Raw genomic sequence first — 21,446 nt, 5'->3', positions numbered from 1 at the left:
CGTGCCCATGACCGCAGTTACTGGCGCGAGCGGTACCGTCACGGTCGGTGCGCGCGGGATTACCTGAGGTCCACAACGCCGGGCGACATACGGAAGGTCACACGCCCGGAAAAGGCACGTCGGGCCGCTGCCCGTGCCGCGTAGGCGGAAGCGCGGGACAATCGGAGGGTGGGGTTCCGTGGCAGCCGGGCAATCTCCTGGCGAGGGCGGACCGTATATATGGGTATGTCGAGATTTCGGTTCCCCGTGGGCCGTCTCCCGGACGAAGCTCTGCTGTCCGGGCTGGCCACCGGCGACCCGGAGCTGGCCGTCACCTTCGTACGGAGGTTCCAGCACACGGTCTTCGGTGTCGCCGTCGCCGTCACCGGGGACACGCAACTCGCCGAGGACATCGCCCAGCAGACCTTCGAACGTGCCTGGCGGCATGCCCAGATCTACGACTCGCGGCGCGGCTCGGTGAAGACCTGGCTGACGACCATCGCACACAACCTCGCCATCGACGCCGTCCGCGCGCGGCGGCCGGAACCGGTGGCGCCCGAGGACCTCGACGTGATCCTGGGAGTCGTCAGTGACACCCCCGAATACACCCCCGAACAGCATGTCCTGGCCGACGAGGCGTCCTCCCGGCTGCGGGCGGCGGTGGCGGAACTGCCCCGCGAACAGGGCCGCGCGCTGGTGATGGCGAGCATCTACGGCATGACGGCCCAGCAGGTTGCCGACTGGGAGGACATCCCCCTGGGCACCGCGAAGACGCGTATCAGGACCGCTATGGCGAAGCTGCGCACCACGCTCGTGTCCCCGAAGCGAGGCGACCATGTCCAATGACATGACCTGCGAGAAGCTGCGGGAGATCGGCGCCGAACTCGCTCTCGGCATACTTCCGGGACGCGAGCGGGCCGCAGCGGTCGCCCATCTCGACCGATGCGCGGACTGCCGCGAGTACGTCGAGCAGCTGACCCTCGTCGGCGACGGGCTGATCGGACTGCTGCCGGGCTGCGAGCCGCCGGTCGGATTCGAGACCCGGGTGGCGCAGGCGCTGACCCAGGGGACGCCGGCCCAGGACGGCCGGGCGCGCGCCCGCGTTCCGGGCGCCTGGCGCAGGGGCTTCGGTGGCCGGCTTCGGCTCCGGCTCGCCTCCGCGGTGGCCGCACTCGTCCTCGCCGTCGGCTTCGGTGGCTGGGCGGCCGGAACGGCGATCGAGAACGCGGTGGCCGGCGCCTCCCGGTCCGTCGGCGACGAGGCCGACCTGCTGCATGGCGATCTGACCTCGGCCGCGGCCCCCAGGCAGTCGGCCGGCGAGGTCTACGCCCACACCGGCTCCCCGGGCTGGATCTACATGACCGTCGATCTCCCCGGCGCTCGCGACCCGTACAGCGGCTCGGTCTCCTGCCTGCTGGAGCGGCGCGGTGGCGGCACGGTCCGGACGGGCACCTTCACCCTGCACGAGGGCCGCGGGTTCTGGGGCGGCCCGACCCGCGTCGACCCCGCCGCCTTGTCCGGCGCCCGCTTGACGTCGCCCGACGGCACCGTGCTCGCCACCGCCCATCTCACGTCGGGCGGGGAAACGTAGCGACGTCCCCGGCTCCCGGGTGTCCGCAGGAGGGCGGACGAGGGCCGTACGCCGGGAGGGTCGCGCCGAGCGATGCGGCCAGTTCGGTGACCGTCGGCCGGGCCGACGGGTCCATGGCCAGGCAGCCGTCGATGGCCGCCGCGAGCGCGCGGGGCAGCCGGCGCCGCGAGCCGACCGGCGGTGCGCTCACCTCCGGTCGAGGACAGCGGTGGTGATCGCCGTCGGCCGTGCCCTCCGCGGTCCCGCGGGGGTCGAAAGGCGCGTCGCCGCTCGCCACCTCGTACAACGTGATGCCGATGCCCCAGACGTCGGCGGCGGCCGTCAGCGGGCCGCCGTGCGCCTGCTCCGGCGCGCGGTAGCGGAACGTGCCAAGCCCGGCCGCCGGGGCGCGCCCCGGCGGCCGGGCCACACTGAGGTCGAGCACCTTCGCATGGCCGCAGTCCACCACCACGTTGGACGGCTTGAGGTCCAGGTGCAGCAGGCCCCGGCCATGCAGGTAGTGGACCGCGGAGCACAACTGCACGCCGAGGAGGGCCACGTCGCCGGCCGCCGCTCGCCGTCGCAGGCGAGGGACGAGATGGGACAGCGTCTCCCCGGTCAGCGTCTGCAGGACGACGAGCGGCTCCGGCCACTCCAGGGTCTCGTACGCGCGGACCAGATGCGGATGGCTGAAGGCGCACAGCCACCGGCCCTCACGCAGCAGCCGGGCCCGCGGCACAGGCTCGTCGCGACGGTCCGGGCGTACGACCTTGACGACACACCGGCAGGCCCGCTCCTCGCTCCACGTGTCGTACAGGTCCAGCCATCCCGTGCGCATGAGGTGCCGCAGGATCTCGTAGTCCGGCACGGGACGGGTGCCTGGGGCCAGGGGTGGGGGGACCGGTTCCCCCACCGCGGGCGCCCGTACTCGCGTGCGCGCCCCGGTCACGACGGCACCGTCCCCGGCAGCGGGGCGCCCGCCCGGACGGGGCCGGGCACGGCGTGCAACCGGTGGAGACCGGCGTACGCACCGCCGCGAGCGAGCAGGTCGTCGTGGGTCCCGGTCTCCAGGACCCGCCCGTGGTCGAGTACGACGATCCGTGTGGCGTCGCGCACGGTGAGGAGGTTGTGCGAGATGACGACGGTGGTCCGCCCGGCCATCAGGCGGCGCAGCGGGTCCATGACGCGCAGGCCCGATCGGGCGTCGAGGCCGGTGGTCGGTTCGTCCAGCAGCAGCACGGGCGCGTCCCTGATCATCGCCCGGGCGATCGCGAGGCGCTGGCGCTGTCCGCCGGACAGCGTCCGGCCGCGCTGGCCGACCATCGTGTCGTAGCCGTCGGGCAACAGCCGGATGAAGTCGTGGGCGTCGGCCGCGCGGGCCGACGCGACGATCTCCGCATCCGTCGCGCCGGGCCGGCCGTAGGCGATGTTCTCCCGCACCGTGCCGTGGAAGACCAGCGTCTCCTGCAAGACCACCGCGAGGCTCTCCCGCACGTCGGACAGGGCCAGTTCCGGCAGGTCGGTCCCGTCGAGCCGGACCGCGCCCCGGTCGGGGTCGTAGAACCGCAACAGCAGCTTGGCGGCGGTGGACTTGCCGGCGCCGCTGGCCCCGACCAGCGCCAGGGTCTCGCCGGGGGAGACGTGGAACGACACCTCGGACAGGGCCAGGGTCGGCGTACCGGGGTAGCGGAAGGACACGCTCTCGAACTCGACCTCGCCGCGGGCCCGGCCGATCCGGCGGGCGTCGGCGGACTCGACGACCTGGGGACGCTGGTCCAGCAACTCGATGATCCGTTCCGCGGAGGCCGACGCGGCATAGAAGGTGTTGCCGAGGCGGGACAGGTCGCGGATCGGGCTGTAGAGCTTGCCGATCAGGGCCAGGAAGACCAGCAGCCCGCCCAGCGTGAGCTGGCCCTGCGCCAGCTTCCAGGTGCCCAGGCCCATGACGGCGAGACCACCGGACACCTCGATGAGCTCGACCACCGGCCGGTAGACGGCACGGATGCGTGCCGTGGTCATCGAGGCCTGGAACTTGCCGACGTTCTCGCGCTCGAAGCGGCGCTCCTCCCAGCCCTGCCGGTTGTACGCCTGGACCAGGGCCACGTTCCCCAGTGACTCCTCGGCGACGGCGCTGAGCGAGCCACTGCGGCGCCTGCGCTCCCGGGACGCCTCTCTGACCAGCCGGGAGAAGTGCCGGGCGGCGCGCCAGAACAGCGGCACGATGACGAGTGAGAGGAGCGTCAGGTCCCAGCGCAGGTAGAACAGCAGCCCGAGGAAGACGCCCAGCCGGATCACGTTGTAGAGAACGTCCGCCACACCGGAGAGCAGGAACGTCTCGACGGCGTCGACGTCACCCGTGACGCGCGACAGCACGTCCCCGAGCCGCCGCCGCTCGAAGAACCCGAGCGAAAGCTGCTGGACATGCCGGAACACGTCGGCGCGCAGGGCCAGCAGGAAGCGTTCGCCGACCCATGTGGCCGTCATGTCGTCGGCGAACCCCAGGACACCGGAGGCGACGACCAGCCCCAGGTAGGTCGGTGCGATCCAGAGGAACGGTCGTAGGTCCCGCGGGACGAGCACGTCGTCGACCACGACCTTGAATAGCCACAGTTCGGCCGCGTCGACCAGGGGACCGGCGAGACTGAACAGCACGAGCGGCACGAGCCACTGCCGTCGGCCGCGGGTGTAGGGCCAGAAACGGCGGAACACCTCGTGCGGGGGCACCGGCGGCGCGGCCGTCACCAGGGGCGCGGACTCCTCGCCCACCAACAGCAGCCGCTCCAGAACACGGTTCGCGACACGCTTCATCGCATGCGTCCGTCAGTCGTTCGTCGTCCGTCAGCCGTTCGTCGACCGTCGCGCGGACGACGGAGCGGACCGGCTCCGGTCGGTCCTCCGGACGCCGGTCCGCTCCCGCTTTCACTCGTCGTGACCGGACCGGTGGTCCTCGAAGTCGGAGTGACGGCCGTGGTGCCTGTTCATCGAGTCCTCGTCGTGACCCGAGTGGTCGTTCCCTCCGTGGTCGTGGCCGTGGTCGTGCCCATGGTCGTGGTCGTCGTGTCTGGCAGGAAAGAGATCACTGAAGATGGCCATGGCATTCCTCCCGCTGGGGTGTGCCTTATATCAGATACGGTCCTGGATGTCGTTTAGATGTCGTTTTGAAGTAAATAGTTGGTTTTGTCCTCTTGGGTCTTCTGTGTCAGTACGTCGGCCGCGGCGGCGGCGTAGCGGCGGGCCAAGTGCGCGAAGGCGTCCTTGAGTTCGGTCGGTCCGACGACCTCGATGTCGGCGTCGAACCTGCCGAGGGTGGCAGCCAGGCCGGGCCACGACCATGAGCCGAGGACGAGGCGGCAGCGGTCCGGGCCGAGCTCCTCGACGATCCCCTCGCGGGTGTGGCGCAGGACGACGGCGGCGGGGAGGTCGAGGATCACCTCACCTCGGCAGGGCCAGCCGTCGGAGCCGTCCGCGCCGTCGGAGCCGTCCGCGCCCTGGAACCTGCTGGTCACGAAGGCGGCCACGTTCCCGCCGGGCAGTTCACGCGGAGTGAAACGGGGGCCCGTGGGGGTGCGCGGGCTGATCCGGTCGGCACGGAAGGTGCGCCAGTCGTCGCGGTCGAGGTCCCAGGCGACGAGATACCAGCGTCCGCCCCAGGTGACGAGGTGGTGGGGCTGCACCCGGCGCGGCGGAGCCCCGGCGGGGTCGCGGTCGCCGGTTCCCGCCGGGGACGCGGGGGTGTAGTCGAAGCGCAGCACTTGGCGGGCGTGGACGGCGTCGCCGAGCGTCATGAGCACGCTGCTGTCGACCTGTGGGTGACGCCGGGCCACGGGCCGCTCGACGGCGGTGACCTGGAGGGTTTCGACGCGGCGGCGCAGCCGCGCCGGCATGACCTGTCGGACGCTGTTCAGCGCGCGCGCCGCGGCCTCCTCGATGCCGGCACCGGTGGTGGTGGCGATCTGGAGCGCGACGGCGAGGGCGACGGCCTGGTCGTCGTCGAACAGCAACGGGGGCAGTTGTGTGCCTGCGTCGAGTCGGTACCCGCCGTCCGGGCCCTTGGTGGCCACGATGGGGTAGCCGAGCTCGCGCAGGCGGTCGACGTCGCGTCGCACGGTGCGCGGGCTGACGTCCAACCGGTCGGCCAGCAGCGCTCCTGGCCAGTCCCGGCGCGCCTGGAGCAGCGAGAGCAGCGACAGCAGCCGCGCGGAGGTCTTCTGCATGACTTCCATGGTGCCCCGAGAAGCGGACACATCCTGACCGCTTCTCCTGCGACTGTTCCTCCGTGCCCGACCACAGCAACGAACAGCCGGCCAACGGCAACGAAGAGAAGGACCCGATCACCATGACCGCCACCTCCACGCCCTCCACGCCCCGCGCGCTCGACGACGAGCGGGCCGACCTGCTCGCCCAGCTCGCGACCGCGCGAGCCGCCCTGACCAACACGACGCGCGGGCTCAGCGACGAACAGGCCGGCGAGCCCCCGACGGTCAGCGCGCTGTGCCTGGGCGGGCTGATCAAGCACGTCGCGTCCATCGAGGAGGGATGGATGAGCTTCGCGGTCGACGGCCCCTCGGCGATGCGCTACGACCTGCCCGACGGTGTCACCTGGGCCGACCTCAACGCCGGTACCGCACGCGAGTTCCCGCAGTGGGCGATCGACCACCAGAACGACTTCCGGATGCTGCCCGGCGAGACGCTGGCGGGGATCATCGAGCGCTACGAGCAGGTCGCCGCCCGGAGCGAGAAGGTCATCGCCTCCCTGCCCGACCTGTCCACGACGCACCCGCTGCCGGAGGCGCCCTGGCACGAGCCTGGAGCGGTGCGCAGTGTGCGCCGGGTGCTGCTGCACGTCATCGCCGAGACCGCCCAGCACGCCGGGCACGCGGACATCCTGCGCGAGACGCTCGACGGGCAGACGTCGACCTGACCGGTGGCGGAGCTCGACCGGGTGGCGGCTGCCCGCCGGCCGCCACCCGGTCCCGACCGCGTGACCCGCACGGAATCGATCAAGACCCGCACGGAACCGAAGGGAACGGCGTCACCGTGAAGATGTGCGAACCGGGGCGGACCGGCATCGGCGTGACCCCATGACCGTGCTCGGCACCCGGGCCCTCAACCGCGCGACACTCGCCCGACAACTGCTGCTCGAGCACGGCGACCTACCGGTCCTCGACGCCGTCGCGCACCTGTGCGGTCTTCAGGCACAGGAACCGCAGGAACCGTACGTCGGACTCTGGTCCCGGCTGCGGGCGTTCGATCCGGCAGGGCTCTCGGACCTGCTGACGGGGCGGAGTGTGGTGCGGACCCATCTCATGCGCCGTACGGTCCACCTCCTCACCGCCGACGATGCCCTCGCCTGGCGGTCCCGCCACGATGCCATGCTGCGCCAACGGGTGCTCGGCACCTACCGCCGCGAGCTGGACGGGATCGACCTGGACGAACTCGCGGCGGCGGGCCGGGCGGTGATGTCCGACGACGAGCCCCGCTCGATGACCGAGCTCACGCGGGCGCTCGCCGAGCGCTGGCCGGCACCGGGACCGCGGGCCCTGGGGGAGATGCTGATCGCCGCCCTCGTCCCGATGGCGCAGCTGCCGCCGCGCGGGCTGTGGCGCACGAAGGCGGGAGTGCGCAACGTGCCGCTCTCGTCCTGGCTGGGCCGGGAGATCGACCCGCCGACCGAGGACCGCTCCGATCCCGTGGGCCAGGCGCTGGTACGGCGCTATCTGGCCGCGTTCGGTCCCGCGGCCTCGGCCGACCTGCGCGCCTGGTGCGGCCTCGCCGGACTGCCGGCCGCGGTGTCCGCGATACGCGAGGAGCTGGTCACCTTCCGCGACGAGCGAGGCCGGGAACTGCTGGACCTCCCCGGCATGCCGCGCCCCGACCCCGACACACCCGCCCCGGTCCGGTTCCTGCCGGCGTTCGACAACGCGCTCCTCGGCTACCACGACCGCGGCCGGATCGTCGACGACGCCCACCGCGGGCTGTCGGTCGCGGGCGCCCGCGTCGTCCTCGTCGACGGCCGGGTCGCCGCGACCTGGAACGTCGAGGCAGGCACCGTGAACATCACGCCACTGCGCCGCTTCTCCGCGGCCGAGCGCACCGCCGTCGCCGAACAGGGAGAGGAACTGATGTCATTCCTCTCCGACAGCGAGAGCCGCCGCGTACGGGTCGCGGCGGCTCCTGGCTGAGGGGCACGCCCCGTTACCGCACGGCATCGAGCTCGGCGGCCAGCCGGGACACGACCTCCAGCTCCGGCATGCCCCGCAAGGAGTCGACGACCTGCCTGCTCGCGAACTCGCGCTGCGCGGCGGTCACAGTCTGGTCGAGGGCGCACTCGGCCTGTACGTAGACGAAGTTCAGGGCCGTCGCGAAAAGCATCGAGAACGACTGAGGACCCGTGACGACGGCGCGGCCTCCGGCACTCCGATAGGCCCGCGCCAGCCGCCGGGCGGAGTCGATGTCCACATGATTGCCGCCCGACCAGACGTACACGGCGCGTGCGAACTCGCGTTCCGCCGAAGTGACCCCGGCGTTGTCCCAGTCGAGGAGGACCGGCCCGTCCCGGCCGACCAGAACGTTTTGGGGCTGCAGGTCGAGATGCGATGTCACCAGATCGCCGGCGTCGGCCGGTGTCACCCAGTGCGCCAACTCTGCCGCGGAAGTGTCGATGAACCGCCCCAACGCCTCCGCCCACGGGAGGCCGGCCTGACGCACCTGTTTGTACAGGGCCTTCCACTCGACGTCCTGAGGGGACCGCTCGTACCAGGCATCCGGCGTCTCGCTCGCGCCCTGTCCCGCCGTGTGGAGAAGTGCCGTGGTCCGGCCGAACCAGTCCAGAATGTCCGGATCGGACGCGTCCGCCTTGGCGCCGTCGACCCAGTCGTACAGCTTCACATAGGACCCGCCTGAAGAACCCGAAGAAGCGGTGATGCGTGAGACGTATGCGCCGTGGCGATTGAGAAAAAGCCGCGGTGACGCGATGCCCAGGTCCTCCGCGGCCTGCCGTAATGCGGCCTCCCGGCGGACCTGTTCCTCGTCGCAGCCGAAGAGGAGCTCCTTCACCGCCCATGAGGAGCCGTTCCCGGAGAACCTCCAGATCTGGCCCAACGCGCCACGGGTGACGGGCGCCAACGCCCATGGCCCAGCGCCGAGTTGGTAGGTCTCCGCTATGAAGTCGGCTGCGAAGTGCATTCAGGAACCTCTCCGGACGGTGACGACCAGGCTTCGTGGCCGGGCCGGTTGAGTCGACCTCACCACAGCCCGAACGAGCTCAATCCAACAACAACTCTTGAGTGAGCCACGAGCACGCGACTGTACAAAGAGCGGGCCGCTGCAGGACGACACTCGAGAAAGGAAATCCCGTGGCCACCGAGCAAGTACTGACCGGCTCCGCGCCCGCCGACGAGAGCGGCGAAGCCGCCGAGCCCAAGCGCCCCCGCGTCTCCCGGCTGCCCTCCCTCACCGGCCTGCGGTTCCCCGCCGCGCTGGCCGTCTTCGCCCACCACGCCTTCCTCCCGATACCCCCGCTGCGGCTCCTGTCCGACGACCGAACCGAGTACCGCCTGGCCGACTGGACCTCGCAGGCCGGCGGCCTCGGCGTGTCGTTCTTCTTCGTGCTCAGCGGTTTCGTCCTGACCTGGTCGGCGCGGCGCGGCGACACCACGACGGGGTTCTGGCGGCGGAGGTTCGTCAAGATCTACCCGAACTACGTGGTCGCCTGGGCGCTCGCCATGCTGCTGTTCGCCAGTTCCTACACATCCACCCATGTCTCCCTCGCCAACCTGTTCATGGTTCAGGTGTGGGTGCCCAGCTATTTCACCAACTTCAGTGTGGACTCACCGAGTTGGTCGCTGGCCGTGGAAGCCGTCTTCTACCTGAGTTTCCCCCTGCTGCTGAGTGTCTTCAGGCGCATCGACGCCCGTCATCTCAAGTACTGGATCACCGGAGCGATCGCCGCGGTGTGGGCCACCCCCGCGCTGGCGTACGCCCTGTTCCCGAAGACCCCACGGGTGCCCAGCGGCCAGGACCTCTCGGTCTCCCAGTACTGGTTCAGCTATGTGCTGCCCCCGGTCCGCATGGTCGACTTCGCCCTCGGCATCCTGGTGGCGCTCGCGGTGAAGCACGGGCGCTGGCGGAACATCGGCATGTTCTGGTCGAGCCTGCTGCTGGTCGGTGGGTACGTGCTGACCTTCCACGTGCCCTATCTCTACGGTCAGCGCGCCGCGATGATCCTGCCGATCGCGCTGCTGATCGCGGCCGCGGCCACCGCGGACATCGAGGGCCGCTTCACCCCGTTCAGGAACCGCACGATGGTCTGGCTGGGCGAGATCTCCTTCGCCTTCTACCTCCTGCACTACACAGCGCTGTCCACGCTCCGCAAGGCCCTGGGCACCCACCAGATGTACTCCACCGGGACAGGCGTGGCGATGCTGGTCGGCACGGCCGTCGGCACGGTCCTGCTGTCCTGGGCGCTCTACACCCTGGTCGAGGCCCCACTCGTACGCCGATTCAGCCGCTCACGCCGCCGGGCCTGAGCTCTCCTCGCCCGGACGGCTGTCAACACATCGGGAACTACTGCCGGCCCCTTCGACATGTGGGTGTCGAAGGGGCCGAAGTGAGCCCGGACAGCGGTGCGTCCGGCGGATGTCAGATCGGGTAGTGGGCGTGGCCGCTGGTCTGGGCGGTGATCCAGCGGGTGTCGGTGAAGGCCTCGGCGCCCGCCTGCCCGCCGAAGCGGCCGTAGCCCGAGCTCTTCACGCCGCCGAACGGGGCCTGCGGTTCATCCGCGATCGACTGGTCGTTGATGTGAACGATGCCGGTACGCAGGCGGCGGGCGACCTCCAGACCGGTCGCCAGGTTCTCGGTGATCACGCCGGCGGTCAGGCCGTACGGTGTGTCGTTGGCCAGCGTCACGGCCTCGTCGGTGCTGTCGACCACGTGGATCACGGTCGCCGGGCCGAAGATCTCGTCGTAGTAGATCCTCATCTCCTTGGTGACGCCGGTGAGTACGACCGGGCGGATGAGCGTGCCGGGCTCTTCGACCTGTCCGGTGCCCGCGGCCAGCCGCGCTCCGTGGGCCACGGCGTCCGCGACGAGCGCGGCGACCCGTTGGGCCGCAGCGGCGTTGACCACGGGGCCGACCGCCGTGTCCGGGTCGGCCGGATCCCCGTACGGCAGGGCCTGGACGCGGGCGGCGAACCCGGCCGTGAACTCCTCGGCGACCGCGCGGTGCACGATGACCCGGTCCACACACATGCAGATCTGCCCGGCGTTCATGAAAGAGCCGAAGACGGCGGCGTCCACCGCGTACTCGACGTCCGCGTCCTCCAGGACGAGCAGGGCGTTCTTGCCGCCGAGTTCGAGGACGGCGGGCTTGAGGTGCTGCGCGGCCTGGACGCCGATGACCCGTCCGACCTCCGTGGAACCGGTGAAGTTGACCATCCGTACCCGGTCGTCGGCGATCAGCGCGGACACCACCTCGGCGGCATCGGCGCGGTCGTTGGTGACGACGTTGAGCACGCCCGCGGGCAGCCCGGCCTCGTGCAGGACGTCCGAGACCAGCAGACCGCAGGCGATCGGTGCGTCCTCGCTGGGCTTCATCACCACGGTGTTGCCCATCGCGATCGGCATCGCGACCGCGCGCACGCCGAGGATGACGGGCGCGTTCCACGGCGAGATCGCGGCGATCACGCCCTTGGGGACCCGTACCTGCGCCGAGTGGACGCCCTCGGAGTCGGTGGCGAGCGTCTGCCCGGTGGGTCCGCTCACGGCGGCCGCCGCCTCCATGAGGATGTCGGCGGCCAGCTTGGCGTTGAAGCCGGCCCAGGGCGCGACGCCCCCGACCTCCGCCGCCATCAGCCGGACGACCTCCTCGGCGCGCTCCTCCATCAGTTGCGCGGCGCGCAGGAAGATCCGGCGCCGCTCGGCGGGCCTGGTCGCGGCCCACGCCTCGAACGCGGCGTCGGCGGCGTCCACGGCTCGGCGTATGTCCTCGGGGGTCCCGGCGGCGACCTCGGCGTAGACGGCGCCGGTCCAGGGGTTGATGTCGGATGCCGTCCGGCCGGAGGAGGCGGGGACTTCCTGGCCGTTGATGATCAGGCCTCGGGCGGTGGACATGGGGTTCTCCTGGGTGAGTGGGCAGAGGGGAGGCGGCGAAAGGAAAGGAGGGGAGGAGGTGGGAGCGGGGGAGAGGAGGCTGGGGCGGCCGGTCGCCGTCGGGTCACGCCTCAGCCGGCGCGGTCGGTGCGGACCGGTCCCGGCGGGTGCGCAGGGCGCGGTGCGTGAGGCCCACGAGGGCCGGGGCCACCAGCGGCGCGATCATGTAGTTCCAGAAGTGGTCGTACTGGCCGGACAGCAGGGCCGGGCCGAAGGCACGCGCCGGGTTGATGCTCGCGCCGGTCACGGTGCCCAGAGTGGCGATGACCACGCCCACGCCGAGCCCGATGACCGCGGGGATCAGTCCGCGCAGGGCGGCTCGGGACATCACCAGCGCGACCGCGACGAACACCGCGGCGAGCGCGGCGCCTTCGACGACGAAGAGCTCGACGGCGCCGGTACCGGGCGCGGGATGCACGGCGCCGTACCCGACCTGGTCGACCACCTTGCCCCACACCACCCGGGCCAGCGCGGTCCCGGCCAGGGACCCGGTGAGCTGTGCGGCGACGTACGGCAGGACGGTGCGGCCCGGGAAGAGCCCGCATGTCCACAGGAAGACGGTGACGCCGGGGTGGAGATGGCCGCCGGAGGCGCGGCCGGGCGGTGAGTACATCAGCGCCGCGATCAGCGCGGCCACGACGGTTCCCGCGACGACGAACAGCGTGTCCGGGTCAGCGATCGCCAGGGACGAGCCGGGGAAGGCCAGCCAGCGGACCAGGCTGACCACGGCGAAGAGAAGCACCGTGGTCAGCGCGAACTCGTACGCGCTGTGCCGGATCAGGTCCGCGCGGCTCTGGGCGGAAGTGCTCATGGGAGTCCTCGGGGCAAGGGAGGGGGTCTTGGGGCGCGGCACGGCTCCGGCCGTGCCGCGGGGAGGCCGGGGCCGGGTGCGGAACGTTTCGCGGTGCACCCGGCAGGCGACCTGTGCTCTTGTCGCTGATGTTTTTTCGCTGAGTGAACTTGTGTTCATTCACCGAGTGCGGTGAGTCTGCGGGATCGGGTGACGGCTGTCAATGGCCCGCGACCCGGTAGCGTTCTCCACACGGGTCCGGCCGTATGCGCCGACGAGTGGGGAAGCGCGGGAGGAGAGGCCATGGCACGGGGCGTCGCGGGGGCGCGAGCCGGGGCGCCGAAGCAGCCCACGAGCACCGCGCCGCAGGCCGCTGGATCCGAAGCAGGCCGCGGGGAAGCCGTCGGCCCGCTGGAACGCGGTCTGGACGTCCTGCGCGTCATGGCCGATTCCGCGGAGGCGGTACGGCCGGGTGACCTGGTCCGCGCCACCGGCCTGGCCCGTTCCGCCGTCGACCGGATCGCCGCCACCTTGGTTCACCTCGGGTACCTGCGTGCCGAGGGCCGCGATCTCGTGCTCGCCCCTCGCCTCATGGAGTTCGGCAACGCCTACCTCGACGCGAGCGGCCTGTCCCGCGCGCTGCGCCCGAGCCTGGAGCGGCTGACCCGGATCCTGGACGAGTCGGTCTCGGCGATCGTCCTCGACGGCTGCGACGCGCGAATCGTCGGTACGGCCGTCCCGCCCGGCCGGGTGATCCCCCTCGGCTTCCGCGTCGGCGACCTGCTGCCCTCCGAGCGCTGCGCCGCAGGAGCCGTACTCGCCACCGGCTGGGACCCGCCGACGCACGAGGCCTGGCGGGCCCGGCGCGCGGCCGACCCCCTGGACGCAGGTTTCCCGGCCGTCCCCATGCGCCCCACGGCTCCCCGCCCCGAGCGGACGGAAGCGGACTTCGCTGCCTGGACCACGGCGGCGGCCGCGAACGGCTGGGCGTTGGACGACCAACTGGTCGCCCCGGGCCTGGTCGCACTGGCGGTCCCCGTGCGCGACCCCGGCGGGCGGCCCGTGTGCGCGATCAGCGTGCTCGCGCACACCAGCCGCCACAGCGCCGACGACCTCCGTGCCCACGCCCTGACCGAGATGAACCGGGCCGCCCAGGACGTCGCCGACGCGCTGTACGGCACCCCGCACCCCCTGCCCGCCGCGCCGCCGCCCGCCGCCACCCCCGCGTACGCCGACGCCAAGCCCGAGCTGGGGCCGTCCTTCCTCCAGGCGCTGGCCAAGGGCCTGGCCGTACTGACCGCGCTGGGCGGACAACGCGGCGGACTCACCTTCGCCGAGGCCGCGGAGGCCGCCGGACTCTCGTATCAGAGCGCCCGGCGCAATCTGCTGACGCTGAGTGAACTCTCCTACGTGGAACAGCACGGACGCCGTTTCCTCCCGGGCCCGCGCGTCCTGGAACTCGGATACGCGCGACTGTCCACGCTGACCCTCGCCGACATCGCCCGTCCGCATCTGGCCGACCTGGTGTCACGGGTACGGGAGTCCGCCTCGCTCGCGGTGCTCGACGGCGCCGAGGTGCGATACGTCGCACGCGTGGCCACCGGGCAGATCACCAGCGCGCGCATCACCCCCGGCACCCGACTGCCCGCCTACGCGACCTCCATGGGACGCGTCCTGCTCGCGGACCTGCCGCGGGCGCAGTGGCCGGAGCGCATCCGGTCCCTCCGCCCGCAGGCCCTGACCCCGCACACGCTCACCTCGCCCGAGGCGCTCACCGCGGCCTTCGCCCAGGCCGCCGACGACGGATTCGCCCTGGCCGAACAGGAGTTGGAAGCAGGGCTGCGCTCACTCGCCGTACCCGTCAGGGACCGGAGCGGGCGCGCCGTCGCGGCGCTGAACGTCGCGATGCACGCCGGCCCGGAGTCACCCGAGCACACCCGGGACACCATGCTGTCCGCCCTGCGTGCGTGCGCCGCCCGTGTCGAAGCCGACCTGGCCCTCGCGAGTGCCCACGCTCCCGTGGAGACGGGCTGACACTGCGGAGCGAGGAACACATCACGTACTTCACCCCTCCGTACGCGCTCACGTCCTCACCGGTACCGGCCGCCGCAGCAGGTACACGGCCGCGGTCGAGACCAGGACGGCCATACACGCGATGAACACCAGGCCCGCGCCCTCCAGGCCGAGGGGACCCGCCAGGAGCCCCACACCGATCACCGGCACCGAGATACCCGCGTAGGCCACCACGAACAGCGTCGAGATCACCGCCGCGCGCCGGTCCGCGGGAGACGCCTCGGCCACCGCGGACAGCGCCCCGCGAAACGCCAGCCCCTGCCCGCCCCCGCCGACGAACGCGCTCAGCACCACCAGCGCCAGCAGGTCCCACCGCAGCGCGCCCGCGAGCAGCGCCAGCCCGGCGAGGAGTGCCACGCAGCCCAGGGGGAGCGACCGCCCCATCCCGACCCGGCCGACGGCGAGCTGCCCGGCGGTCGAGGCGAAGAAGGCCAGCGCGACGACCAGCCCGCTGACGGCGTGGCTGTGCACGTTCAGCGACTGCGCGAGGAACGCCGGGCTGACCGACGTGAACACCCCGAACAGCGCGAACCCCACGAACGAGGCGATCGCCGCGGGCCCGAACACCGCCCGCACCTGCGCGGGCAGTCCGGGCCGTTGCGGCCGTACGGTGCTCAGCGGCCGTCGCTCCCGCACGGTCTCCGGAAGCCACAGCAGGACGACGGCCGAGCAGGCCACCAGGGCGAGATGCACGGCGAACGGGAGGTACAGCGGCCAGGCGGCGTACTGCGCGAGCAATCCGGCGAGCAGCGGGCCGCAGCCGAGGCCGCCCATGTTGGCGGCCGTCGCCACGAACGTGGCCCGGGAGGCGCCGCCGTACGGCGCCAACTCCATCACGTACGCCGTGGCAGCCCCGGTGAACAGACCGGCGGACAGCCCCGACAGCAGCCGCCCCGCGTACAGCCAGCCCAGCCCCGTGGCGGACAGGAAACAGACGGCGCTCGCCGCGGAGAATCCCAGGCCCCACAGCAGGACCGGACGTCTGCCCACGGCGTCCGAGGCGTTCCCCGTCAGCAGCAGCACGCCGATGACCCCGAAGGCGTACACGGCGTACACGACGGTGACCGTCAGCTCGGAGAACCCGAACTTCTCCTGATAGAGGCCGTAGAGGGGAGTCGGCAGCGTGGTGCCGGCCATGCACACGACGAACACCGCCCCGCTGAGCAAACACTGGAGCCACCCTCGGCGATCACCGTCCATGCCGCCGACGGTAACCCCGCACACGGCCCCGGCCCGGTCGGGCCGCGGTCGTGGCGCGTCTGAAGCACCCACCTGCGGTGATGCGGAAATGAGGGGCGGTGAGGGGCTCAGGGCTTGATCGGAGTGCACAGCAGGGCGGCGGGTCCCGCGGTGCTGCCCACACGGGTGGTGAAGGCGATACCGGCGGCGTACTCGTCGGCGGAACACTGGCCCTTGTACGCGCCGTAGGCGAAGTCGCCGCCCGCCATGTCGGCGGGCCGGGTGTCGGAGCGGTCGAACCAGACAGTCCGTCCGGTGGCCCCCAGCGGGGTGCGGCCGGGCGCGCACAGGGCCGCCGACACGCGGTCACCGCGGCGGCTGTAGCCGATGAGGAACTGCCCGGCGGGGCACTGGAGTTTGGTGTAGCCACCGGCCCAGTCGCCGCCCGCGGGGACGTAACGTTCGTCGGTGACGACCGTCTGGGCGTTGCCCGCGGCCCGCAGGTCGCCGGCGGTGGTGTCGGTGCACAGGCCACGCCCGGAGGTGTGGCTGAGGCCGATCAGCCGCAGGCCGTCGGGGCAGGCGGCCTTGTAGGCCCCCGAATCCCAGTCGCCGCCGGCCCGTACGCGCACGGACTGCACTTGGTCGCCGTGGTCGGTGGTGAGCATGCGCCAGACAGGGACCGGCGTGATGGTTCCGGTACGTGTGGGAGAGGTCATGAGGTGATTCCAGGCGGTGGCGCGCCAGTCGCCCTGGTCGAGGATGCCGTACCGTCGTCCCGCGGTGTCGTAGCGCAGCAGGGCCCAGTCGTCGTGGCCCTCCCAGCCGACCAGGGGCCAGTAGGCGAAGTCGGCGTCATGGTCGGCGAAGTAGTTGGTGATGTTGCCGAACCAGGTGCGGGGCGCGGTGCCCGTCTCGTTGGCGCCGATGCCGAATTCGCTGATCCACACCGGCGCGGTGTAGTGCTGCCCCTCCGTGGTGACGTAGAAGGCCTGGTCGGCGAGGACCTGATAGAGCTGATCGCGGGTCAGGTCCTGGTAGCGGGCGTCGTGGGTCTCGCCGATTCCGGTGGCGCCGCTGTGCCGGGGGCCGGTGTAGCCGTAGAAGTGGGCGGAGTAGACCAGCTTGTGGGCGTCCACGAGGGTGTGCGAGAGCGTGCGCACGGGTGTGAGGGTGGGGCGGTCGTGCGGCAGTCCGTCGACGGGGACGCCGGTCCAGTTGATGCCCTCGATGACGATGAGGAGGTTGGGGTTGGCCTCGGTGAGGATGCGGTCCGCGGCTTGTTGGGCGGCGGCGTACCAGTCGTGGCCGTCGCCCGCGCCCCAGTTGGGGTCGTCCAGTACGTCGCGGCGTACCTCGTTGTAGAGGTCGGCGCCCACGACACGGGAGTCGGTGGCGTATCGGCGGGCCATGAAGACCCAGTCGTCCGTCCACTGCTGGGTGGACTGGCTGCTGTTCCACCGTTCGTTGCCGTCGACGCCGCAGCACCAACGGGAGGTGTTCGTATGGTTGTTGAGGATGACCGCGAACCCGTCCTGGGTGAGGGCGGCCACGACGGCGTCGTAGATCTGCAGGGGCGCCTTGCCGCGCAGTTGCGGATTGGCGGCGACGGCCACGTCCGGCACGGGCGCTGTCGCGTGGATCATCTCGTTGGAGAACGGCAGCCGGATGCTGTTGATGCCGAGTGCGTGGAAGTCGGCGAGCAGTTCTTGCAGCGGGGCACGGTCGAGGCCGAGGGGGATGCCGTAGGAGTCCTGGCCGGCGTGGTGGTTGGCGGGGTCGGTGATGCTGCCGCTTCCGGTCCATGAGCCCTGTGCGCCGTCCCAGTTGGCCGACTTCAGCCGGAACCGGTTGCCCCGGGCGTCGACGATGTACCGGCCCTGGGTTGACAGCGGAGCCTGCCAGGTGTCGGCCGCCGCGGCGGTGGCCTGGGGGAGGTCCTTGGCGGCGACGGGCTCCGGGACGGTGGCCATCGCCGTCGGCGCCGCGGTCAGCAACGCGAGAGCCGCCGTCGCTAATGTCAGGTACTTGACAAGTCTATGTGTGGTCGGCATCCGGTCCTCTGTGGGGGCGCTGGGGTGAAGCTGACGAGTCGGTGTCGCGACGGACGAGCGCCGGTGAACGGCACCCTTGCGGAGTGACATCAAGTCCGGCCCTGGTCACCGGTCTTGGTGGCGGCCGCCAGCCTACAATTGTCAGCGGCCGTCGGCCTATGGGCGGACGGCAGCCGGGTCGGCCTCGGTTGTCGCGGCCGTCCCGGTCCGTCCGGTGCGGTCCGGAGAAAAAGCAGGTGCGGTCCGGCCTGGGGCCGTGCCAGGCTCCGCCGGTGAATCGTGAACAGATCTCCACCCTTGCCCATGCGGATCATCCGATCGCGGCCCCGCTCGACGACGACTCGGTGCGCCGACTGCTGGCACGCGGCATCCCGCGAGGCGGCGCGCGTGTACTCGACCTCGGCTGCGGTGGCGGGGAGTGGCTCCTGCGCGCCCTGGCCACGCATCCGCACCTGAGGGCCGAAGGCGTCGACGTCTCCGAGAGTGCGCTGGCACGTGCGCGGAGTGCCGCGCGCACCCTCGGCCTGCAAGAGCGCCTCGTCCTCCACCAGGAGGATGCCGCGGACTTCACCGCCCCCCACATGTTCGACCTGGTGATCAGCGTCGGTGCCACGCATGCCTTCGGCGGCCTGCTCGCCACCCTCGAGGCGGCACGCAAGCACCTGGCCCCCGGCGGCCGCGTCCTGGTCGGCGACGGATTCTGGTCACACGAGCCTTCCCCCGGCGCCGTGGAGATGCTCGGCGACCTCGCCGACCTGCCGACCACCGTGGACCGCGTCATCTCCGACGGATGGACACCCGTCGACGGCCACATCAGCACGCGCCGGGAGCTCGACGACTACGAATGGGCGTGGACGGGGTCACTGGCCTCATGGGCCTTGGACCACCCCGACGATCCGGACAGTTCGCAGGCGCTGGCGGCAGCCACCACCCACCGCACCGAATGGCTGAGTGTCTACCGGGACGCCTTCGGCTTCGTCTGCCTGATCCTGCGCCCGACGTCCGACTGAAGCCTGCCCGCGCCGGTCCGGCGACCCCCTGTCTCCCTGCGACAGCGTCCATGCCGGTGATCGCCCGGCCGGCCCTTCGCCGCACAATGTCGTCATGATCACCGTGCGCCTCCACCCCAGCGCCGGTGTCTCCGAGCAGAGTGATCCAGCAGGTCGGTCCACGTGCGGACCGACCTGCGCGCCGGAGAGCTGACGCAATCTCAAGAAGGGGTGTTCATGACAGGGTTGACCCGCCGCAGACTCCTGGGTTCGGCCGCCGGTGTACTGGGCGGCACCGCGGCACTCTCCCTCCTCCCGCCGAGCGTCCAGAAGGCCGTCGCGGCAGGGCCGCGGGAACACGGCTCGCTCCGCGACATCGAGCACGTCGTCATGCTGATGCAGGAGAACCGGTCCTTCGACCACTACTTCGGCACCCTGTCCGGCGTCCGCGGCTTCGCCGACCCGCACGCGCTGAAGCTCGACACCGGCCGGTCGGTCTTCTACCAGCCCGACGCCGTGAACCCGAAGGGCTATCTGCTCCCCTTCCACCTCGACACCCACACGTCCAGCGCCCAGGCGATCCCCTCCACCAGCCATGCATGGTCGGTGCAGCACGACGCGTGGAACGGCGGGAAGATGGACCGCTGGCTGCCGGCCCACCGCAAGGCGGACGGGATCAACGGCCCGTACGTGATGGGCTACTACACCCGCGAGGACATCCCCTTCCAGTTCGCCCTCGCCGAGACGTTCACCATCTGCGACCACTACTTCTGCTCGGTGTTCGGGCCGACCTGGCCCAACCGGCTGTACTGGATGACCGGCACGATCGACCCCGGCGGCACACAGGGCGGGCCGATCACAGGGAACACGGCCTCGACGCCGTACCGGTGGACGACGTACGCGGAACGGCTCCAGGCTGCGGGGATCAGCTGGAAGGTATATCAGCAGGACGACGACTACGACTGCAACATGCTGGAGCAGTTCGCGAAGTTCCGCGCGGCGGCGCCGGGATCCGACCTGTACGAGCGCGGTGTACGCCCGCAGCCGGAGGGCACGTTCGAGGACGACGCGCGCAACGACCGGCTGCCCGCCGTCTCCTGGATCATGCCCACGAGCTTCCAGTCCGAGCACCCGGACCACCTGCCCGCCGCGGGCGCCGATTTCGTCGCGTCGAAGATCGAGGCGATCGCCTCCAACCCGAAGGTCTGGAGCAAGACCGTCTTCATTCTGAACTACGACGAGAACGACGGCCTGTTCGACCACGTGCCGCCGCCGACGCCCCCGGCGGGTACGCCGGACGAGTTCGTCCAGGGACGGCCCATCGGGGGCGGCTTCCGGGTCCCCGCGATCATCGTCTCGCCCTGGACGGTCGGCGGCTGGGTGGCCTCGGAGACCTTCGACCACACCTCGACGCTGCGGTTCCTGGAACAGTTCACCGGCGTTCAGGAACCGAACATCAGCGCCTGGCGCCGCGCGGCGTTCGGCGACTTCACCTCGGCCTTCCGCTTCACGCAGCCACAGCCGCTGCCGCCGCACCTGCCCGACGACACGGCGCAGCAACTGGAGAAGGCGAAGGCGCAAGTGGCGACACTGCCCGCACCCACCTTTCCGGGCGCCGACCAGTCGGTACCGCACCAGGAGACGGGAGACCGGCCACACGTCTGACGGCCGTGCAATGTGCGGGCTTCGCGGGCAGCGGCTCCGGGATCAGCCCTGTCCGGAGGCGGTGGTCGGCGTGGTGACCAGGCGGCCGAGTTCGTCCATGGCGGCTGCGAAGTCCGCGCGGTCGGTGTCCAGGAAGCGGTTGAAGAACCAGTTGGGCACCCGCGCCTGTGTCTGCCGGGTCTGCAGCAGCACGTCCTGCACCTGCCGCGCCAGCGACAGCATTCCGGCGGCCTGCGCCTCGCGAGCTCCGGCTCGCGCGTACTGCTCGGTCCGCGCCAGCAGTGTCTTCCGCGCGTGCTCCCGCGCGGCCACCGTGTCCTGCTGCGCCCGGTAGGTGTCGACGCCCAGCAGCAGGAGCCCCAGGGAGGGGACGTACCAGTCCATGAGAACGTCGGTCAGCGGCATCCGGTTCACAACGCCGACCAGCACTCCCGCCGCACACCACAGGACGAGACCCGTCCGTACGAAACCGGCGTAGCGGCGGCGGATGCGTGAGCCCCAGCCGAGGTTCTGCAACTGGCAGGCGACGACGTCGAAGGGGCGGGGCAGGTCCTGGATCTCGTAGTAGTCGCGCAGCCTCGCGGGCGATCCGCGGTAGTGACGCGCCAACCGGCTGATCTCGTCGGCGGACGGCCCGCGGCCGACGAGCACGTGGTTCCAGGGAAGCCCGAACAACCTGGTGTCGAAGGTCTCCTGGAGCAGGGCCGCCCTGCGGAACTCGCTCTTCGTCCAGGCGCTCGCCCCCACGGCGTAGACGACCGCCCACACCAGACCGACGAGGCTGAGCGGGGTCAGCGTCACGGGCACGAATACGCCGACCACCGCTCCGACCGCCAGCGCCGTGGACACCACGACATGGCCGGAGGTGAGCCGCTGGGCGCGTGCGTGGGAGGCGGATGCGGCGCGCAGGAGCCGCAGCATCTCCGGATCGTTCTGGTGCTCGACGATCGGCGGCAGCGTCCGTGGACTCATGCTGTCCCCCCTGACAGTCAGAAGAT

General features: G+C 71.3%; 18 protein-coding genes. 8 read left to right on the top strand and 10 right to left on the bottom strand.

The features are described from left to right. Nucleotides 1–225: 225 nt before the first annotated feature. On the top strand, nucleotides 226–825 hold the full coding sequence (locus tag ACZ69M_RS26215) for an RNA polymerase sigma factor (protein WP_470053438.1): 600 nt from the start codon (nucleotides 226–228) through the stop codon (nucleotides 823–825). Continuing rightward, nucleotides 815–1,570, top strand: coding sequence for a hypothetical protein (locus ACZ69M_RS26210; RefSeq protein WP_470053436.1), 756 nt, complete (start codon nucleotides 815–817; stop codon nucleotides 1,568–1,570). The genes ACZ69M_RS26215 and ACZ69M_RS26210 overlap by 11 nt, the downstream gene beginning before the upstream one ends. Here the strand turns inward: ACZ69M_RS26210 and ACZ69M_RS26205 are convergent. The 4 genes from ACZ69M_RS26205 to ACZ69M_RS26190 form a co-directional block, all read right to left on the bottom strand. Continuing rightward, on the bottom strand, nucleotides 1,548–2,417 hold the full coding sequence (locus tag ACZ69M_RS26205; RefSeq protein WP_470053434.1) for a serine/threonine-protein kinase: 870 nt from the start codon (nucleotides 2,415–2,417) through the stop codon (nucleotides 1,548–1,550). The genes ACZ69M_RS26210 and ACZ69M_RS26205 overlap by 23 nt on opposite strands. Before the next feature lie 77 nt (nucleotides 2,418–2,494). Continuing rightward, nucleotides 2,495–4,357, bottom strand: a complete 1,863-nt coding sequence (locus tag ACZ69M_RS26200) for an ABC transporter ATP-binding protein (RefSeq protein ID WP_470053432.1) — start codon at nucleotides 4,355–4,357, stop codon at nucleotides 2,495–2,497. Nucleotides 4,358–4,468: 111 nt separating this feature from the next. Beyond that, complete coding sequence (locus tag ACZ69M_RS26195) at nucleotides 4,469–4,642, bottom strand: hypothetical protein (RefSeq protein WP_470053430.1); 174 nt, start codon at nucleotides 4,640–4,642, stop codon at nucleotides 4,469–4,471. 53 nt (nucleotides 4,643–4,695) lie between these two features. Next, nucleotides 4,696–5,763 (bottom strand): helix-turn-helix transcriptional regulator, encoded by a 1,068-nt coding sequence (locus ACZ69M_RS26190; RefSeq protein WP_470053428.1) that lies wholly within the window; start codon nucleotides 5,761–5,763, stop codon nucleotides 4,696–4,698. Between the two features lie 122 nt (nucleotides 5,764–5,885). On the opposite strand from ACZ69M_RS26190, the gene ACZ69M_RS26185 reads away from it, so the two are divergent. Together ACZ69M_RS26185 and ACZ69M_RS26180 are read left to right on the top strand one after the other, a co-directional pair. Then, nucleotides 5,886–6,470, top strand: a complete 585-nt coding sequence (locus ACZ69M_RS26185) for a DinB family protein (RefSeq protein ID WP_470053879.1) — start codon at nucleotides 5,886–5,888, stop codon at nucleotides 6,468–6,470. A gap of 160 nt (nucleotides 6,471–6,630) precedes the next feature. After that, complete coding sequence (locus ACZ69M_RS26180; protein ID WP_470053427.1) at nucleotides 6,631–7,731, top strand: winged helix DNA-binding domain-containing protein; 1,101 nt, start codon at nucleotides 6,631–6,633, stop codon at nucleotides 7,729–7,731. Nucleotides 7,732–7,744: 13 nt separating this feature from the next. Here ACZ69M_RS26180 and ACZ69M_RS26175 read toward each other — a convergent pair whose 3' ends face one another. After that, nucleotides 7,745–8,734 (bottom strand): phosphotransferase, encoded by a 990-nt coding sequence (locus tag ACZ69M_RS26175; protein ID WP_470053425.1) that lies wholly within the window; start codon nucleotides 8,732–8,734, stop codon nucleotides 7,745–7,747. 170 nt (nucleotides 8,735–8,904) lie between these two features. On the opposite strand from ACZ69M_RS26175, the gene ACZ69M_RS26170 reads away from it, so the two are divergent. Then, nucleotides 8,905–10,077: an acyltransferase family protein gene (locus ACZ69M_RS26170; RefSeq protein WP_470053423.1), complete on the top strand. Its 1,173-nt coding sequence runs from the start codon at nucleotides 8,905–8,907 to the stop codon at nucleotides 10,075–10,077. Nucleotides 10,078–10,189: 112 nt separating this feature from the next. Here the strand turns inward: ACZ69M_RS26170 and ACZ69M_RS26165 are convergent, their stop codons facing one another. Both ACZ69M_RS26165 and ACZ69M_RS26160 read right to left on the bottom strand, forming a co-directional pair. Next, the gene (locus tag ACZ69M_RS26165; protein ID WP_470053421.1) at nucleotides 10,190–11,659 is read right to left on the bottom strand and encodes an aldehyde dehydrogenase family protein; all 1,470 of its coding nucleotides are present in this window, start codon (nucleotides 11,657–11,659) and stop codon (nucleotides 10,190–10,192) included. A 103-nt stretch (nucleotides 11,660–11,762) separates the two neighbouring features. Beyond that, nucleotides 11,763–12,509 carry an aquaporin gene (locus ACZ69M_RS26160; RefSeq protein ID WP_470053419.1) on the bottom strand — a complete coding sequence of 249 codons (747 nt, stop codon included), beginning with the start codon at nucleotides 12,507–12,509 and terminating at the stop codon, nucleotides 11,763–11,765. 282 nt (nucleotides 12,510–12,791) lie between these two features. Here ACZ69M_RS26160 and ACZ69M_RS26155 point away from each other — a divergent pair, with 282 nt between their 5' ends. Next, entirely contained in the window at nucleotides 12,792–14,522 is a 1,731-nt protein-coding gene (locus ACZ69M_RS26155) for an IclR family transcriptional regulator domain-containing protein (protein WP_470053417.1), read from the top strand. Nucleotides 14,523–14,570: 48 nt separating this feature from the next. Here the strand turns inward: ACZ69M_RS26155 and ACZ69M_RS26150 are convergent, their stop codons facing one another. Both ACZ69M_RS26150 and ACZ69M_RS26145 read right to left on the bottom strand, forming a co-directional pair. Beyond that, nucleotides 14,571–15,761, bottom strand: coding sequence for an MFS transporter (locus ACZ69M_RS26150; protein WP_470053415.1), 1,191 nt, complete (start codon nucleotides 15,759–15,761; stop codon nucleotides 14,571–14,573). A gap of 107 nt (nucleotides 15,762–15,868) precedes the next feature. Next, nucleotides 15,869–17,794, bottom strand: coding sequence for a glycoside hydrolase family 5 protein (locus ACZ69M_RS26145; RefSeq protein ID WP_470053413.1), 1,926 nt, complete (start codon nucleotides 17,792–17,794; stop codon nucleotides 15,869–15,871). A 272-nt stretch (nucleotides 17,795–18,066) separates the two neighbouring features. On the opposite strand from ACZ69M_RS26145, the gene ACZ69M_RS26140 reads away from it, so the two are divergent. Together ACZ69M_RS26140 and ACZ69M_RS26135 are read left to right on the top strand one after the other, a co-directional pair. Continuing rightward, the gene (locus tag ACZ69M_RS26140) at nucleotides 18,067–18,804 is read left to right on the top strand and encodes an SAM-dependent methyltransferase (RefSeq protein ID WP_470053411.1); all 738 of its coding nucleotides are present in this window, start codon (nucleotides 18,067–18,069) and stop codon (nucleotides 18,802–18,804) included. Between the two features lie 216 nt (nucleotides 18,805–19,020). Beyond that, a complete protein-coding gene (locus tag ACZ69M_RS26135) occupies nucleotides 19,021–20,448 on the top strand; it encodes an alkaline phosphatase family protein (protein ID WP_470053409.1) in 1,428 nt (475 codons plus the stop codon). A gap of 42 nt (nucleotides 20,449–20,490) precedes the next feature. Here ACZ69M_RS26135 and ACZ69M_RS26130 read toward each other — a convergent pair whose 3' ends face one another. Then, nucleotides 20,491–21,420 (bottom strand): S-4TM family putative pore-forming effector, encoded by a 930-nt coding sequence (locus ACZ69M_RS26130; protein ID WP_470053407.1) that lies wholly within the window; start codon nucleotides 21,418–21,420, stop codon nucleotides 20,491–20,493. Nucleotides 21,421–21,446: the final 26 nt, after the last annotated feature.

The sequence above is a fragment of the Streptomyces sp. NPDC107454 genome, from assembly GCF_055582885.1.
Note: the sequence above shows the minus strand (reverse complement) of the source record. Positions and strands in the feature narration are given on the sequence as shown.